Annotated in this window: 12 protein-coding genes; 5 read left to right on the top strand and 7 right to left on the bottom strand. The window is 72.6% G+C overall.

The genetic code is table 11. The features are described from left to right. Positions 1-26: 26 nt before the first annotated feature. The gene (locus tag A6P39_RS19455) at positions 27-404 is read right to left on the bottom strand and encodes an ArsR/SmtB family transcription factor (RefSeq protein WP_067049342.1); all 378 of its coding nucleotides are present in this window, start codon (positions 402-404) and stop codon (positions 27-29) included. Between the two features lie 124 nt (positions 405-528). On the opposite strand from A6P39_RS19455, the gene A6P39_RS19450 reads away from it, so the two are divergent. From A6P39_RS19450 to A6P39_RS19435, 4 genes are all read left to right on the top strand, one after another. Beyond that, positions 529-2,505, top strand: coding sequence for a heavy metal translocating P-type ATPase (locus tag A6P39_RS19450; RefSeq protein WP_067049344.1), 1,977 nt, complete (start codon positions 529-531; stop codon positions 2,503-2,505). Continuing rightward, entirely contained in the window at positions 2,502-2,912 is a 411-nt protein-coding gene (locus A6P39_RS19445; protein ID WP_067049347.1) for a hypothetical protein, read from the top strand. Before A6P39_RS19450 ends, A6P39_RS19445 begins: the two co-directional genes overlap by 4 nt. Positions 2,913-3,282: 370 nt before the next feature. Then, positions 3,283-5,007 carry an LCP family protein gene (locus tag A6P39_RS19440; RefSeq protein ID WP_275883877.1) on the top strand — a complete coding sequence of 575 codons (1,725 nt, stop codon included), beginning with the start codon at positions 3,283-3,285 and terminating at the stop codon, positions 5,005-5,007. 152 nt (positions 5,008-5,159) lie between these two features. Then, positions 5,160-5,867: a hypothetical protein gene (locus A6P39_RS19435; protein ID WP_067043423.1), complete on the top strand. Its 708-nt coding sequence runs from the start codon at positions 5,160-5,162 to the stop codon at positions 5,865-5,867. A gap of 244 nt (positions 5,868-6,111) precedes the next feature. On the opposite strand, the gene A6P39_RS19430 is transcribed toward A6P39_RS19435, so the two are convergent. The 5 genes from A6P39_RS19430 to A6P39_RS19410 are packed head-to-tail and all read right to left on the bottom strand — an operon-like array spanning position 6,112 to position 14,530. Beyond that, a complete protein-coding gene (locus A6P39_RS19430) occupies positions 6,112-7,542 on the bottom strand; it encodes a DUF6177 family protein (protein WP_067043419.1) in 1,431 nt (476 codons plus the stop codon). After that, positions 7,539-11,597 carry a type VII secretion protein EccCa gene (eccCa, locus tag A6P39_RS19425; protein ID WP_275883876.1) on the bottom strand — a complete coding sequence of 1,353 codons (4,059 nt, stop codon included), beginning with the start codon at positions 11,595-11,597 and terminating at the stop codon, positions 7,539-7,541. Before eccCa ends, A6P39_RS19430 begins: the two co-directional genes overlap by 4 nt. Next, on the bottom strand, positions 11,594-12,736 hold the full coding sequence (locus tag A6P39_RS19420; RefSeq protein ID WP_234379345.1) for a hypothetical protein: 1,143 nt from the start codon (positions 12,734-12,736) through the stop codon (positions 11,594-11,596). Before A6P39_RS19420 ends, eccCa begins: the two co-directional genes overlap by 4 nt. A 32-nt stretch (positions 12,737-12,768) precedes the next feature. Then, the gene (eccD, locus tag A6P39_RS19415; RefSeq protein WP_443052891.1) at positions 12,769-14,184 is read right to left on the bottom strand and encodes a type VII secretion integral membrane protein EccD; all 1,416 of its coding nucleotides are present in this window, start codon (positions 14,182-14,184) and stop codon (positions 12,769-12,771) included. Between the two features lie 16 nt (positions 14,185-14,200). Then, the gene (locus tag A6P39_RS19410; protein WP_067057784.1) at positions 14,201-14,530 is read right to left on the bottom strand and encodes a hypothetical protein; all 330 of its coding nucleotides are present in this window, start codon (positions 14,528-14,530) and stop codon (positions 14,201-14,203) included. Between the two features lie 284 nt (positions 14,531-14,814). Between A6P39_RS19410 and A6P39_RS19405 the strand changes: the two genes are divergently transcribed. Continuing rightward, entirely contained in the window at positions 14,815-15,315 is a 501-nt protein-coding gene (locus tag A6P39_RS19405; RefSeq protein WP_067057781.1) for a hypothetical protein, read from the top strand. 174 nt (positions 15,316-15,489) lie between these two features. On the opposite strand, the gene A6P39_RS19400 is transcribed toward A6P39_RS19405, so the two are convergent. After that, complete coding sequence (locus tag A6P39_RS19400) at positions 15,490-15,984, bottom strand: hypothetical protein (protein ID WP_159396233.1); 495 nt, start codon at positions 15,982-15,984, stop codon at positions 15,490-15,492. Between the last annotated feature and the right edge of the window lie 7 nt (positions 15,985-15,991).

The following is a 15,991-nucleotide window of genomic DNA, read 5'->3' as shown; positions in this document are numbered from 1 at the left end:
CCTCGCCGACCTCCTCGACGCCGCCGTCACCCTTCGGCTGCCCCGCTGACGGGGGCGTCGGTGATGCCGAGGCGCAGGTGCTCGACGTGGTACAGGGCCTGGTCGAGGAGTTCGGCGACGTGGTGGTCGTAGAGGGCGTAGACGACGGAGCGGCCCTTGCGGGTGCCGGTCACCAGGCCGAGGTTGCGCAGCAGGCGGAGCTGGTGGGAGCAGGCTGACTGCTCCATGCCGACCTCGGCGGCGAGTTCGGTGGCGGGCAGCGGGCCCTCGCGCAGCCGGGCGAGGATCAGCAGCCGGGAGGGCGTGGCCAGCGCCTGGAGCGTGGTGGCGACCCTGGCAGCGCTGTCGGCGTCCAGGCGGGTGCGCGGGACGGTACTGGCGGGGGTGGCTGCTCCATGGCCCATGCCCGTCATGCTACCGACAGGGACGTATGAACGCATGAAGGCTTCTTCATGTGTACCTGTATGGTGAGGGGAGCCCGACCGAACCGAACCCCGTCGCGTTTCGCGTGCCCGAGGAATCCGCCGTATGACTTCCACCCTCTCCCGCCCGGCTCCTGCCGCCGGCGTCCGTGGCGCGGTGGCGCCGAGGCGCCGCACCCGGGTCTTCGCCCTGCCTGAGGCCCGGTGGGCCGCCGCGGCGCTGGTGCTGTTCCTGTTGGCGCTGCCGCTCCAGCTGACCGGGGCACCGGCCTGGACGTGGGGCCCGCTGTACGCGCTCAGCTACGCCACCGGCGGCTGGGAGCCGGGCTGGGCCGGCCTGCGGGCACTGCGGGACAAGACCCTGGACGTGGACCTGCTCATGGTCGTCGCCGCGCTCGGGGCGGCGGCGATCGGGCAGGTCCTGGACGGCGCGCTGCTGATCGTCATCTTCGCCACCTCCGGCGCCCTGGAGGCCGTCGCCACCGCGCGCACCGCCGACTCCGTGCGGGGCCTGCTCGACCTGGCCCCGGCCACCGCCACCCGGCTGGCCGACGACGGCAGCGAGGAGACCGTGCCCACCGGGCAGATCCGGGTGGGCGACGTGATCCTCGTACGGCCCGGGGAGCGGATCGGCGCCGACGGCCGGGTGCTGGACGGCGCCGGCGAGGTGGACCAGGCCACGATCACCGGCGAGCCGCTGCCGGTGGCGAAGGAGGCCGGGGACGAGGTGTTCGCCGGCACCCTGAACGGCACCGGGGCGCTGCGCGTGAAGGTCGAGCGCGACCCGTCGGACTCGGTGATCGCCCGGATCGTGGCCATGGTCGAGGAGGCCTCCGGGACCAAGGCGCCGACCCAGTTGTTCATCGAGAAGGTCGAGCAGCGGTACTCGATCGGCATGGTGGCCGCCACCGTCGCGCTGTTCGTGGTGCCCCTGCTCCTCGGCGCGGCGTTGCGGCCGACGCTGCTGCGGGCGATGACCTTCATGATCGTGGCCTCGCCGTGCGCGGTGGTGCTGGCCACCATGCCACCGCTGCTGTCCGCGATCGCCAATGCCGGGCGGCACGGCGTGCTGGTGAAGTCGGCCGTGGTGATGGAGCGCCTGGGACAGGCCGACGCGGTGGCGCTGGACAAGACCGGCACCCTCACCGAGGGCACCCCGAGGGTGACGGACATCCGGCCGACGGCCGCCTCGGGCCTGGGCGAGGAGGAACTGCTGCGGCTCGCGGCGGCGGCCGAGCACCCCAGCGAACACCCGCTGGCCCGCGCGATCGTGGAGGCCGCCCGCGCCCGGGGCCTGGACATCGCGCTGGTGCGGGACTTCGGCTCGGCCCCCGGCACCGGTGTGACGGCCACCGTCGACGGCAAGGCGGTCGCGGTCGGCAGCCCCGCCCGGCTCCTCGGCGACCGCCGGTCCCACCCCGCCGCGGCCGCGGCCACGCAGCTGGAGGCCGAGGGCCGTACCGCCGTGCTCGTCACCGTCGACGGCACCCCGGTGGGCGTGCTGGGCCTCGCCGACCGGCTGCGCGAGGACGCCGCCGCCACCGTCACCGCACTGGCCGCCCTCACCGGCGCCGCGCCGATGCTGGTCACCGGGGACAACCCGCGGGCCGCCGCCCGCCTGGCCGCAGAGGCCGGCATCACGGACGTACGCGCCGGCCTGCTCCCGCAGGACAAGGTCACCGCCGTGCGGGAGCTGGCGCAGGCCGGACGGAAGGTGCTGGTGGTCGGCGACGGTGTCAACGACGCCCCCGCGCTCGCCGCCGCCCACACCGGCATCGCCATGGGCCGGGCCGGATCCGACCTGGCCCTGGAGACCGCCGACGCGGTCGTGGTGCGCGACGAGCTGGCCGCCATCCCCGCCGTCGTGGGCCTCTCCCGCCTGGCGCGCCGCCTGGTGGTGCAGAACCTGGCCGTCGCCGCGCTGTTCATCACCGCCCTGGTGGTCTGGGACCTGGCCGGCACGCTGCCGCTGCCGCTCGGTGTCGCCGGGCACGAGGGCTCCACCGTCATCGTCGGCCTCAACGGGCTGCGCCTGCTGGTGGACGGCGCCTGGCAGCGCGCCCGCACCGGGAGCGCCCGGTGAGCCGCCGGGCCCGCACGCACGCCCCTGCGGCGACGGCAGGGGCGGCCCGCTGCACGGTCACCGTCTGCCGGGGCTGCTGCTGCGGCACCCCCAAGGTGCCCGGTGTGGACCACGCCGCCCAACTCGCCGCCCTGCGCGCCTCCTTGGCGCAGGTGGCCACCGTACGGCCCGTCAACTGCCTGGACGCCTGTGAGCACGCCAACGTCATCGTCGTCCAGCCCTCCGCCGAAGGCCGCGGGGCCGGCGGACGCCCCGTCTGGCTCGGCCTGGTCAACGACCCCGACGCCACCGGCGACATCACCGCCTGGATCCGGGCCGGCGGTCCCGGCCTCGCCGACCCGCCCGGCATCCTCGACCTGTACGCCTTCACGCCCTCCCGCCGCGTCCGCCGGGCGATCGGCGACTGACGGCCTGCACCAGGAAGGCTCCGCCCCGGCGGACACGGCCGGATTCCGCGCAGGCCGGGACGGGGGCGGTGCCCCGCGCGCCGGGCGCCGGGCCCGACACGTCGTACGATGCGCGGGCACCCGGTGCGTACACCGTGGTGCACGCCCTCTGCCGTCGGGCCGGTCGTCCGGTGCGGCGCCGGCCCGGGTCCGTGAATCGGGCCGAGGTCGTGCCGCCCGGCCCCGGCGTTTGTTAGATTGCGCAACTGTGCAACCGTCGGGGGCGGTACTGCGTCTGTTCTGTACACCCGTCGCGACACCCGTCGCACGTGTCCGGTCGTACCCGTGACGGCTGGGACCGACGGGCCCGACCGTTCTTTGGGAGTGGGAGATGAGCGACCCGCGGGACGGCTCAGGCCGCCAGGCCACGCGGAGCGCGGTCCGATCGCCCGGACCGCGTCCGGCCGGGAGCGGCGGTGAGCGCCGTCGGGGCGAGAGCCCCCGGGGCGGCCGGGCCGAGGCCCGCGCGGCCTCCCGCTCGCGCGGTGACAGCAGAACACGGCGGGCCCGTCCGGCGGGGCGGGGCAAGCGGGTGCTGAAGATCATCGGTATTTCGCTGTCCTTGCTCATCCTGGTCACGGCCGGCGCGGGCTGGTGGTTCTACCAGCACCTGAACGGCAACATCCACAGCGTCTCGCTCGACGGCAAGGGCGGCACCGAGAAGGCCGACGCCTTCGGCCGCACCCCCATCAACATCCTGGTGATGGGCTCGGACGGCCGCACCAGCAGCGAGGACTGCAAGCTCGGCGGCGGCTGCTCGAAGACCGGTGTGCAGACCGGCAACGGGAACGCGGACGTGGAGATGGTGGTGCACATATCCGCCGACCGCTCCAACGCCACGGTGATGAGCATCCCCCGCGACACCATGACCAAGGTGCCCGCCTGCACGGACTCCGGCTCCGGCCAGTCGACGCCCGGTTACTACGGCCAGATCAACAGCGCCCTGACGTACGGGCCCGCCTGCCAGGTGGCCACCGTCCACCAGCTCACCGGCATCCCGATCGACCACTTCGTCAAGCTCGACTTCTCCGGCGTCGTGAAGATGTCGGACGCGGTCGGCGGTGTCTCCGTCTGCGTCAGCGACAACGTCTACGACACCTACTCGCACCTGAAGCTGTCCAAGGGCGACCACACGCTCAAGGGCCAAGGGGCGCTGGAGTTCGTGCGCTCCCGGCACGGCTTCGGCGACGGCAGCGACCTCGGCCGTACGACGACGCAGCACATCTTCCTCAGCTCGATGATCCGCAAGTTCAAGAGTGCGGGCACGCTCACTGACCCGACCGCGGTCTACGGCCTCGCCGACGCGGCCACCAAGGCGCTGACGGTGGACGACGGCCTGGGCACGGTGAAGAAGCTGATCTCGCTCGCCTCGGACGTGGACAAGGTGCCGACGAAGCGCATGACGTTCACGACGATGCAGACCGCCCCCGACCCGACAAACAAGGAGCGGGTGGTCGTAGGGGCAGGCGCCAAGAGCCTGTTCTCGACCATCGCCAACGACCAGTCCCTGACGACCGGTTCGGGCGGGAAGTCGGCGGCGGCCTCGGCGACCGCCAAGCCCACCGCCACCGCCTCGGCGGTGCCCGCGTCGGAGATCGCGGTGACGGTGGGGAACGGCACCACGGTCCCCGGCCGCGCCTCGGACATCGCGACCGCCCTGACCGACCAGGGTTTCGGCTCCGCCACGGTCACGCACGAGGCCTTGAGTTCCACGACGACCACGCTGACCTACGGCACCGGGCAGAAGGACGAGGCACAGACGGTGGCCAAGGCGCTCGGCCTGTCCTCCGCGCACCTCAAGCAGGGCACGGGTACGGGCCTGACGCTGGTGATCGGCGCCGACTGGCCGAGCGGCACCAGCTTCCCGGGCGGCAGTTCCTCGCCCGCGCCCGCCGACACCCACGCCGCCGTCTCCAACGCGCACGCCTCCACCGCCGACGAGGCCAAGACCTGCGCCCAGGTCAGCCAGTACCGCACGGTGAACCTCAACGGCGTCTCGATGACACCGGCGCAGGCTTACGCGGCGGCGAAGGACACGCCCGACTCCGACTCCTGAGGGTCGTACGACTTCGGGCGACACATGGCCCCATCACACTGAATTTAAAGATTGCGCAATTGGGGAACTATAAACTCGCCAGTCCTGACGGCACGCGTGCGGCCGATCCGTACGGCGTGCGGACGAGTGAGGCTTCGAGGCTCGGGGGACAGATGCAGGCGCCGGAACTGCCGGAGGCAGAGGTCCATGCGACGTTCGAGCGGCTTCTGGAGGAGGCGCTGCGTTGCCGGCAGGTGACCGATGCCCTGCACCGTCCCGGAGGAAGGCTCGACCGTGCACAGCTGCGCACCCGGGCACTGCAGGCGCGCGACGACATCGCCGCCGCCGCGGCTGTCGAGTACCGCCAGCTGGTCGAGGCCAGGGCCGGCGGGCACCGCGGGCTCCTCGACGCCGGTACGAGCGCCGGGGCGGAGCCGGGTGAGCCGGGCACGGGCGGCGGCCTGCTGCCGGCGCTGGCCGTGCTCGTCCCGAGCCTGGCCGCCGTCGCCGCCGCCCTCTTCCTGGCCATCGGGTTCAGCTTCTCGGCCCTCGGCGGGCGCCCCTACGTCAGCGACGGCCTGATCACGTCAGGGCTGATCGCCGCGGCTGTGGCCGTCGGAGGGGGAATCGGTGACCTCGGCTACCTGATCGTGACGGCGGCCCGCAACAGATCGACCGACCAGGCCGACCGGGTCGAACAGGCCGACCAGCATGGTCAGTCCGGTCGGTCCGGCTTGCCGGACGACACGGTGCCGGACGTGCCGCGGGCCCGTGAGGAATGGGAGCTGGCCCTCCTGGAACGGGGAGTCCTGCCGTTCCTCCTCGGACGGCTCGAGGAGAGTTCCAGGGGTGATGCCCCGCCTCGTGCAACCGGTGGCTGAAGTCCTGCCATTCGTGCGGCGAATGGGAGGGGTGGGGTGCTGACCTGGGGTTTCTTGGTCAAATGTGCGTTGACCTGCGGAGAGCAAGTGCGGTGTTCTGACCCCTGGCACCTCGAGCTGCACCGTCCGAAGGCGTCCGTCCACCGCTCGTCCATGAGCCGCTTGCCGCGCCTCGGCCCGGAGCCGACCGCGAGCCAGGACGTCCATCCCGCTTCGCGAACCCAGACACGTACCTCGGCGACCTTCACACCCGCGTCCCCCGCGGGGCGCCCCGCAGGTGTCGCAGCAGCGTCTCGAAGACGGTCCAGCCATCCGCCGACTCACCGTCCCCCAGCGGGTAGTAGTAGCCCGGCCTGGCCGCGGCGCCGAGCCGTACCGGTGCGGCGGGGAGCGGCGGGTGGGCGGCGACGCCGGTTCCCGCCTCGGCGACTTCTGCGGGGCCCAGGGCGAATCCGAAAGGCACGGGCGGCCGTTCGAAGCACGGCGGCACGGTGAGGTCCGCGCGGGCCTCCCGCAAGTGTGCGAGGAGGGTGCGCAGGCTGTGCCGCGTGGTGAGTTCGGAGGCCAGGTTCGCGACAGCGGACACCGGCGGCTTCTCGCCGTCGCGGAAGCCGATGGCGAGGGTGACGTCCTCCTCGACTCCGTCCGGAGTGCGTAGCACGCGCAGGGTGGCGAGGGCAGGGCGGTCGGCCGAGCCGACGACGACGGTCCAGGTCGGCTGGGGCGCGCGCTCGTACGCCAGATCAGTGAGGCGGCGCCGCGACCACGGCAGGTTGGCCGGTTCGGCGGTGCCCCAGCCGGTGGGGGGTTCGCCGGTGAGTGCCTGCCAGGCGGCCTCCAGGGCGCCGCCGAGGACCAGGTGGGCGTCGGGCTGGTGGACCGTGCGGAAGCTGAGGAGGAGCTGGCGTTCCCCGGTGCGGGTGACGTTCGTGAAGGCGGGGGCGACGGGTGCCTCGCCTTCGGCGTCCTTGGCGGCCTCGAAGGCGCCGTCCCGCCAGCGCAGGACGGCGCCGGTGAGTCCGTCGTAGTAGCCGCAGTCGGGGTCCCGGACGACCCAGCGTGTGGGCGGCCCGGTGAGCACAGTGCTGGTGGGGAGGGAGAGCCGGCAGTGGCGCGGCGTGACGATCTGTAGGGCGCGTTCGCTCTCGAGGGTGGCGCGCAGGGCGTCGGAGAGCCAGCTGGTCATGCCGATGACAGGCCGGTCCTGGAGGACCACGGCGACCTTGTCGGTGAGCACGTCGACGGCGGGCTGTGCGGCGGCGGGGGTGGGGACGGCCGTGATCCCGGAGGTGTCGACGGGGTGGGCGGGGTCGTCGGCACCGGGCGCGTCCTGCGGCCATACAGTGCCGCCGAGCAGGGTCGTGAGGCGTGCGGCGAAGGCGCCTGCGAGCCGTTCGGCGTCGGGCACCGCGGTGGAGGCGCGGGCCTCGGTCCACCACTTCTGTTCGTCGTCGGCAGCTGTGGCACCGAGCAGCCGCTGCGCCTCGTGCGGCACCTGGAGCAGCAGCGGGGCTTCGATCGAGACGAGGGGACGGCCCTCCGCGTCGCAGAGCTGGATGACCGCTCCTTCGGCGGCGGACCGGACGTGGAGGTCGGGACCGCCGGCGAGGAGGCCGGCCAGGACGGTCCAGGCGTCCGGCATGCGGTCGGTCAGTGCGATCACGTCTTTGGTCATGCGGTGCCCCCGTGGTCCCCGTGGTCGGTCGTTTCTTCGGCGAGTGCCGTCTGGATGAGCCTGGTCGCCTCGCCGCGGCGGACGAGCGTGCCGCGGCCGGGCGGCTGGGTGCTCGCGTAGACACCGGGGAAGAGCTGGCCTTCCTGGCGGTCGCCGGTCATGACGAGTGCGGTGGTGCCGCTCTCGCGCAGGGTCATCAGGAACGGTTCGTAGAGCGCGCGGGAGGCGCCGGCGGCGCGCCGGGTGACGACGAAGTGCAGGCCGATGTCCTGCGCGGAGGGGATGAAGGGCAGGAAGGGCGCGAGGGGCTGCTGACCGGCGGTGGTGAGGATGTCGTAGTCGTCGATGAGGATGACGATGCGCGGGCCGGTGTACCAGGTGCCGGAGGCCAGCGGGTCCTGCGCGTTCAGGTCGTCGGGCAGGCGCTTGTCGAGTTCGGTGGCGATGCCGGTGGCGAGAGCGCCGCAGAGACGGGAGTTGTGCGCGTAGCCGCCGCGGTAGGACTCGGGGACGAGCCGGCGCAGGCCGCGTCGCGGGTCCATGACGGCGAAGACGAGTTCTTCGTCGCTGTAGCGCTCCATGAGGCCCTGGGCGACGAGCCGGAGCATGTTCGTCTTCCCGCACTCGCTGTCGCCGAGGATTACCAGATGCTGGTCGCGCTTGAAGAGGTCGAGCAGCACGGGCGCGAGCGCCGTCTGGTCGAGGCCGATGGGCACGCGGTGGGGCTCGGTGGTGAGCGGGGGCAGCGAGGTGGCCGGGATGCGGGCGGGCAGGACGCGGACGCGCGGGGCGCCGTCGCCGGACCAGGACGAGCGGATGACCACGGCGGCCTGTTCGACGGCCGGGCCGAGTTCCGTGGCGGAGGCGAGCGAGTCGATGCGCGGCAGCGCGGTCTGGGCGAAGAGCTTGCCGTCGGTGAGGACGCGGCCGGGTTCGTCGGGCGCCAGCGTCTCGGCGAGCTTGCGGTCGATGCTGCTGTCGCCGGGATCGTTGAGGCGGAGTTCGACGCGGGTGCCGAAGGTGGCCTGGGTGGCGATGCGGACGTCGTTCCAGCGGAGCATGGAGGCCACGACGTGGATGCCATAGCCGCCGCCGCGCTTGAGGAGGTCGGTGACGGCGTCCTCCAGCTCCTCGAAGTCGTCGCGCAGGGCGCCGAATCCGTCGACGATCAGGACGATCTCGGTGGAGGACAGCTCGGGGAGCCGTCCCTCGGCGCGCAGTTGCCGCAGCCGTTCGACGGAGTCGATGCCGCGCGCACGGAAAAGCTCCTCGCGGGCGGCGAGCATGCCGCGCACCTCCTCGACCGTGCGGGCCGCGCGCTCGCGGTCGGTGCGGCCGGCGATGCCGCCCACGTGCGGCAGTCCGGAGAGGGCGGCGAGGCCGCCGCCGACGAGGTCGAGTCCGTAGACGGCGACCTCGCGCGGGGTGTGGGTCATGGCGAGGGACAGCACGAGGGTGCGCAGCAGCGTGGTCTTGCCGGACTGCGGGCCGCCGATGACGGCGGCGTGGCCGCCGGCCACCGTCAGGTCCATGACCCACTGGCCCTGCCACTGCCGGGCGGGGTCGTCGAGCAGGCCGAGCGGCACCTTCATGGCGCCGGGCCCGATGAGCGCCGTGCGCGAAGCGCTCGATGAGGGGAGGTGGTCGGGCGACGGGCGGGAGAACTGCATGCCGCGCTCGCCGGCCTGGACGGGGCCGGCACAGGCGTCGAGGGAGATCGCCGTCGGGAGGGGCGGCAGCCAGATGGAGCGGGTGTGCTCGGCGGCGTCCGTGAGCTGGTCGACCATGACAGAGAGGACGGTCGGGCCGGGGTTGCGGTGCCGCATGGCGGGTTCGGCGTCGCCGGGGGCGTCCTCGGGCCGGCCGAGGGTGTTGAAGGCGGGGTAGGGCAGGGCGAGGGGACCGGTGTCGTCGGTGTCGCGCCCGACGGGGCCGCGGTAGGGGCCGGAGACGAAGCCGGCCTTGAAGCGCTCGTAGGCGCTGGTGTCGACCTTGAGGTAGCCGAAGCCGGGGATGGGCGGCAGGTTGAACGCGTCGGCGGTGTCCAGCACGGTGCGGGACTCGTCGGCGGAGAAGGTGCGCAGGCCTAGCCGGTAGGACAAGTAGGTGTCGAGCCCCTTGAGCTTGCCGCCCTCGATGCGCTGGCTGGAGAGCAGCAGATGCACGCCGATGGATCGGCCGATACGGCCGATGGACAGGAAGAGGTCGATGAAGTCGGGCTTGACGGTGAGGAGTTCGCCGAACTCGTCGATGACGACGAAGAGGTGTGGCAGCGGCTCCAGGCCGGGGCGGTTCTCGCGCAGAGCGGCGTAGTGGCCGATGTCGGCCACATTGCCGGCGTCCTTGAGGACCTGCTGGCGGCGCTGCACCTCGCCGGCGAGGGAGGTGTGTACGCGCTCGACGAGCCCGGCCTGGTTCTCCAGGTTGGTGATGACGCCGGCGACGTGCGGCAGCCCGGCGAAGGGCGCGAAGGTGGCGCCGCCTTTGTAGTCGATGAGGACCATGGCCAGGTCCTCCGGCGGATGGGTGGTCACGAGGGCGAGGACGAGGGTGCGCAGCAGCTCGCTCTTGCCGGAGCCGGTGGCACCGACGCACAGGCCGTGCGGGCCCATGCCGAGTTCGGAGGACTCCTTGAGGTCGAGCAGCACGGGTTCGTGGGCGTCGCTGACGCCGATGGGCACGCGCAGGAAGGCGCGTTCGCCGCGCGGCTGCCACAGGGCGCGGACGTCGAGGGCGGCGGGGTCGTCGATGCCGAGGAGCCCGGTGAAGTCGACGGGGCCGGAGAGCGGGGCATCGGTCAGGGACTCGGCCGAGAGCCGCAGCGGGGCGAGCAGCCGGGCGAGCCCTTCGGCGCCGGCGGCGGTGGCGTCGTCAACGGTGCCGTGCGCGGTGACGGGTGCGCCGGGGCGCAGGTCCTCGATGCGCACGCGGTCGCCGTCGACGGTGATGCGCAGCGCGACCTGGCCGGGTTCCTGGACGCGCTCGGCGACCAGGTGGAGGACGGTGACGCCCATGCCGGCGAGGGCCACGGCCTCGTCGGGGCGCGGCAGTTCGCGGGCGTCCTGCCCGTACTCGTCGCTGACGACGAGCATGCGGCTCGTCATGTCGAGGGCATCCTTGCCGGCCAGGCCGCGCCGTACCTCGGCGGCGTACGAAGCGCGTTCGCGCAGCTCCCGGCCGATCAGCCGGGCGAGCCGACCGAGTTCGGGGGCGATGCGGCGGGCGGCGACGGGGCCGTCCTGCTCCTCGGGGTCGAGAGTGTGGGGCAGCCACTTGAGCCATTCCCAGTCCTCGGCGAGCCGGGCACCGGGGCAGGCGAGGGCGATCGCCACATCGTCGGGGGCGTGCGCGACGGCGGTCTGGATGAGCAGGGCGCGGGCGACGCGCAGCACACCGGCGCGGTCGCCGACGATGCTGACGTTGCCGACTCGGTCGAGGGCTACGGTCAGTGGCAGGTCGGCGGCGGTGGCGAAGCGGTTCTTGAGCGCGCCGGCCTCGTTGAGCATGAAGCGGTCGGGTGGAGTGAGCACGCTGCCGCCCTGCTTGCCGACGGCGAGCGGGCGGACGGGCATCTCGCCGGTGCCGACGCGCACGGTGAGGAAGTCGGCGTCGGTGCGGCGGCGTTCCCACAGCCGGGCCGGGTCGCGCACGATGTCGTACAGCGCCTCCGGGGGCGGGTTGAGGACGTGGGCGGTCTCGCGGCGCTCGCGCTCCTCGACGGCCAGCTCCTCGCGTAGTTCCTCGAGGTATTCGAGGTAGCGTTCGCGCTGCCGGCGGCGGGTGCGCTGGGCCTTGCCGCGCTGCGAGAGCAGCAAGCCGACAGAGCCGATGACGGTGACGACGAGCACGATCGCGCCGAGACCGGCGAACTGGCTGTTGCGCACCACGGTCATCATCACGACCGAACTCATGACGCCCGCGATGGGCATGAGCGAGTGAAGCGCGCCGCCGGCCTTGCCCTCGGGGAGGTTGGGCGGCGGCTCGATGGTGCGGGCCTCAGGGGTGGCGAGCGGGCGGGTGGTGCGGGCGGGACGGTGGACGAGGTGTGTGGTCATCGCTGCCCGCCCTGCAGGCCGGTGGATCGCGCACTGCGGTGGCTGGTCGCCTTGCTGAGGACCTCGGCGGCCAGTTCGGTGGTGGCTTCTCGGGTGGCCTGGCCGAGCAGGTCGGTGCGGATGGGGCCGCCGACGGCCAGGTGCCGGTCGTAGGGGAGCTTCAGCACGGTCACGCCTTCGAGCTTCAGGTGCGCGCTCGCCGCGCTCAGGTCGAGCGTCATGTGGGGGGAGGTGGCGGCGAGGACGACGACGGTTCTCGCCAGCATCCGGGGCCGCTGCACGGAGGCCATCCAGTCGAGGACGGCCCGGGTGGAAGTGACGCCCTCGGCGGTGGCGGGCGTCACGAGGACGCGCGCCTGCGCGGCGGCGAGCGCGGTGCGGGAGAGTTCGCTGGGCAGTGAGTCGCAGTCGACGACGGTGATGCCGAAGTAGCGCCGCAGGGCCACCATCACCGTGCGGTACTCGACGAGTTCCAGCCGGCTGCCGACCCGCCCCTGGCTGCCGGGCAGCAGCCAGCTGCGGTCCGGCAACTGGACGAGATAGCCGCAGACGTCCGTCAGCTGCATGGAGGGGTTGACGATGTGCGCGAGATCGGCGGCCGTCCAGCGTACCTTGGTCGCACCGAGCCGGGCGGGCAGCGTGCCGAGCGCGGTGTCCGCCTCCAGCATGAGCACGGGATCCTTGCGGTAGTGCGCGTAGGTGCGCCCCAGCAGCGCGGCGACGGTCGTCTTGCCGGCGCCACCGCGGATGCTCGTCACGACGATCTGCCGCCCGGTGGTGACCGGCTGCTGGAGTGCCTGGGCGACGCGCGTGGCCTCGGCGACCTCGCGGGTGGCCGAGGAACCGACGAGGCGGCGCAGCGAGCGGCCGGTGCGCTGGGCAGCGGTGTCGCCGCTGAGCGGCTTGCCCTTGACCAGTTCCTCGGGAAGCTGGATCTCGGCGGTGACGGGACTGGGCGGCGGGGCGGCCTCAGGCCGGGCGGCCGGAGGCTCGTGCGCGGGTCCGGCGGCGGTTTCCACGGCCTTCGCCGCTGCGTCGCGCTTGCCGGCCAGCTCGTCCAACTCGCCCGTCAGATTGCGCAGATTACGTAGCAGATCGCCCTGCCAGTCGTCCTGGGACCTGTCCTGGGACTGGGACATGCCGTTCTCCTGTCTCCCTCTCCCGGACCGGACTAGAACTGGTGCAGCAGGCGGACGTACACGCCGAACATGCCGACGGCCAGCGGGAGGAGCACGATCACGCCGAAGGACTCCACGAGGTCGGCCGCGCGCCGCAACCGTACGCGCACGTGCTCGGGCGGCTGCACGGCCAGCACGCCCAGCGGCACGAGCGCCGCGACGCACACGGCGGCCACCGGCCCGTACGGGGTGCCGTGCGCGTCGTCGAGCCAGAGCACAGCGAGGCGTACGAGCAGCATGACGGCGCCGGCGAGCAGCGCCACGACCTCCACGACGAGCGGGAACGCGCGCGAGCGCGACAGCAGAACGACCGCGAGCACGGCCGTGAGCAGCACGGTCCACCAGCTGGGCGTGGTCACGGCGAGCAGCCCGCCGGCGACGGCCGAGGCGGTGACCGTGATGGTGGCGAGCGCGAGCCCCCGGTGCGTGGCGGCCAGCGCGGTCTCCACCTGGTGCCGGCTGACGGACCTGCCGCCCGAGCGCCGGTCGTCCAGCCCGGTGAGCCCGGCGGCCATCAGCGCGAGACGCGGCAGCAGGCCGAGCACGACGACGGATACGACCGCGAGGACACAGCCGAGGCGGGCCGCGTCGCTCTGGACGGCCGCAACGGCTTCCCACACGGCGGTCGTCGCGGCGACCGCGCCGGCCCCGACGAGCCCGCCGCGGCCGAGCGGCGAGAAGAACGCGAGCAGCGCGAGCGCGCCCGCGAGCGCGCCGGCCGTCGCCGCGAGGCGGGCGGCCCCGGACCAGTGGTGTGCGTCGGCGGCCGACCATGCGGCGAGGACGCCGAGTGCGCCGGCGGCGAGGACGAGGGTGGTGCCCAGGGCGGTGCCGAACTCGCGGGCCCGCCCTTCTCGGGTCTCGCTCCGGCCTTCCGGCTCCCCGGTTTCGGTACCGGCGCCGATCCGCGATGCGATCGCGCCCACAAGGGCGACGACGACCGCGGCCACGGCGGTGCCGTCGGCCATCACTCCCGCCCCGAGCCCCGAGCGGGCCAGCACCCCGGCCGTCACGGCCAGTACGATCACGGCCAGCCCCGCCGTCCAGCGGCGCGCTGCGGGCCGCCAGCGCCAGGCCCGTACGTCCAGATCCTCCGCCACCTCGTCGGTGACGTCGTGCACGACGGGCGCGGGCGGCGCGTCATTGGCCCGCACGAGCCGCAGCACCGCGCCGTCGGGCACACCTGCTTCGGCCAGCGTGCCGTCCTGCGGCAGCACGGTGCCCTCGGCGGTGATGAGGTGCCGGGCGGCCGGACGGGCGGCCACCCTGTCGTCGAGGAGCCGGAGGATGTCGGGCAGCAGCCGACCGATCGGTTCATCGGCGGGCAGAACGAGATCGATCCGCCGCCTTTCACCGACGAGCGTGATCCGGCTCAATTCCCTGCGGTGTTGCGCAGCCGCCACGTTCACCACCCCGCAGGACCTATCACTGGGCCGGCTCCGTCACTTTGTGGGTACCTTTCCTTTTCGCTTGACCTGGCGAGGGCGTCGGGGCGGGCGACGGCGATAGCGGCGCGTACTGCTGTTGCTGCTGCCTCTGCTGCTCTTTCTGCTTGGCGAGCATGTGCTGAATGAACGACCAGCCCACACAACCCGCGCACAGCACCGCAGTAATGGCAATTCCCGCGAATACCTTGCCGAGTTTCTCGTCCGCGGTACGGCGCGCCCGCTGAGCGCCGTAGAGCAGCGCGTCGCGAAGTCTGCGCCGCCGTACGGAGACGGACTCCAGCAACTGACTGTCGTAATCCTTGACCATCTTTCCCTGCCCCCGCGTCCTGCGGGCCCCCCGGCTCGTCCGGGCCCGCACAGACTCGCACAGAGCTTAGCCCGCACCACCGTCAGCCCCACGAGGCGACCTTCACCACGTATGCGCATCTGCGCCGCCCGCGTGCCGAACGCCTTGTCGCATGCAGTGCCTGGCGGGCGGGCAGCAGCAGACAGTCACGGCCGGGGAGGCGACGGGCGCGCAGAACTGGCTGGATCGGCTCCCGCTGGACGGGGGGCCGCCATAGTCCGACCGCGGGACCGTAGGGTGCCACAGTGGGCAACACCTTCTACGGCGGTGGCGACGGCCTCTATCTGAGCAACGGCGGCACCGCGGCATTCGTGGACGTCCTGATGCTGGCGGTGTCCGATCTCGTGGAGGAGCCGTGGGACTACCGCTTCGCCGCCCTCCTCGCGCTACAGGACCAGAACGTCATGGGCCGGGGAGCGGTCGGCTTCGACTTGGAGGACATCGACTGGGGCGCCTCACCCGAAGAACAGGCGCGGAACAAGGACTTCGTCCTCCGCGTCACCGACTTGGCCCTGAACCGGCACCGGTGGGACGAGTTGGACTACAACCCGGCTTTCGCTGCGGACTACCTGCGCCGCTTCCGCGCCATGGTGGCCGCGTACACTCCGGCCTCCCGCGGCGACGGGTCGCCCATGGCTTTCCCCTGCCATGAGGAAGCAGCGATGGCCTCGTGCGCACACCACCGTGTACTCAGTGCGCTGCCGCACTGGGAGGGGTGTGTGTTGTGCACGGCACGGCAGCGATGACACCACCGCGCATGGCGCGAGCCTGATCGATCGGTGGCCGACCAGTCCGCGCACCTCGTCACAGGCAATCGGCAAGCTCTTCGCGAAGCCACGGTCCGCCGCTCCCTCGGCCCGGTGGACGATCGTGACGGCAAGGCGAAGCTCGCACCCGGAAGGGCTGCACCGCTACCGAGGTCAGTTCGCGGCTCGGTCCACGTCGTCCAGCACCGCTGGGTCGAGCGCCACGATGGGTTCCGGTGCGAGATTGGCCTGCCATGTGCGCAGTGGCACGCGCCGCAACTCGAAGTCGGCCACTCCGTTCTCGACGAAGAACACACCGCCGCGCTCGTACAGCACGACGAGCGGCTCGTAGGGATCCGGCAGGTCCGGGAGCTTCACGTCAGTGGATTCACGAAGTTCGGCCCAGTGAACGGCCGCGCGGCACATGCGACGGGCGATGAATTCCGGCACGTTTCCGTCGGTGAACGCATCCAGCCGCTCGATCAATCCGGGATCGGCACGCACCGAGGGGTCGACGCGTTCCGCGATGTCGAGGAAGGGCCAGCGTTCACTGCCTCCCAGGTCTTCCACCCACAGGGCGGCTCGCCGCAGGAATTCGCGCATCAGCAAGGTGCGAGACGCGGCGTTCCTGTCTCCTGCGGCGTAGTCGGCCCAGCTGATGGCGGTCAATCGGTTG

It is taken from the genome of Streptomyces sp. FXJ1.172, from assembly GCF_001636945.3.
Lineage (GTDB): Bacteria > Actinomycetota > Actinomycetes > Streptomycetales > Streptomycetaceae > Streptomyces.
This window is presented reverse-complemented; position numbering and strand designations above follow the sequence as displayed.

Excerpts from the sequence above, each read along its gene's own strand:
- A6P39_RS19455 (WP_067049342.1), bottom strand. The coding sequence starts at position 404 with ATGGGCCATGGAGCAGCCACCCCCGCCAGTACCGTCCCGCGCACCCGC.
- A6P39_RS19450 (WP_067049344.1), top strand. The coding sequence starts at position 529 with ATGACTTCCACCCTCTCCCGCCCGGCTCCTGCCGCCGGCGTCCGTGGC.
- A6P39_RS19440 (WP_275883877.1), top strand. The coding sequence starts at position 3,283 with ATGAGCGACCCGCGGGACGGCTCAGGCCGCCAGGCCACGCGGAGCGCG.
- A6P39_RS19435 (WP_067043423.1), top strand. The coding sequence starts at position 5,160 with ATGCAGGCGCCGGAACTGCCGGAGGCAGAGGTCCATGCGACGTTCGAG.
- A6P39_RS19430 (WP_067043419.1), bottom strand. The coding sequence starts at position 7,542 with ATGACCAAAGACGTGATCGCACTGACCGACCGCATGCCGGACGCCTGG.
- eccCa (WP_275883876.1), bottom strand. The coding sequence starts at position 11,597 with ATGACCACACACCTCGTCCACCGTCCCGCCCGCACCACCCGCCCGCTC.
- A6P39_RS19420 (WP_234379345.1), bottom strand. The coding sequence starts at position 12,736 with ATGTCCCAGTCCCAGGACAGGTCCCAGGACGACTGGCAGGGCGATCTG.
- A6P39_RS19410 (WP_067057784.1), bottom strand. The coding sequence starts at position 14,530 with ATGGTCAAGGATTACGACAGTCAGTTGCTGGAGTCCGTCTCCGTACGG.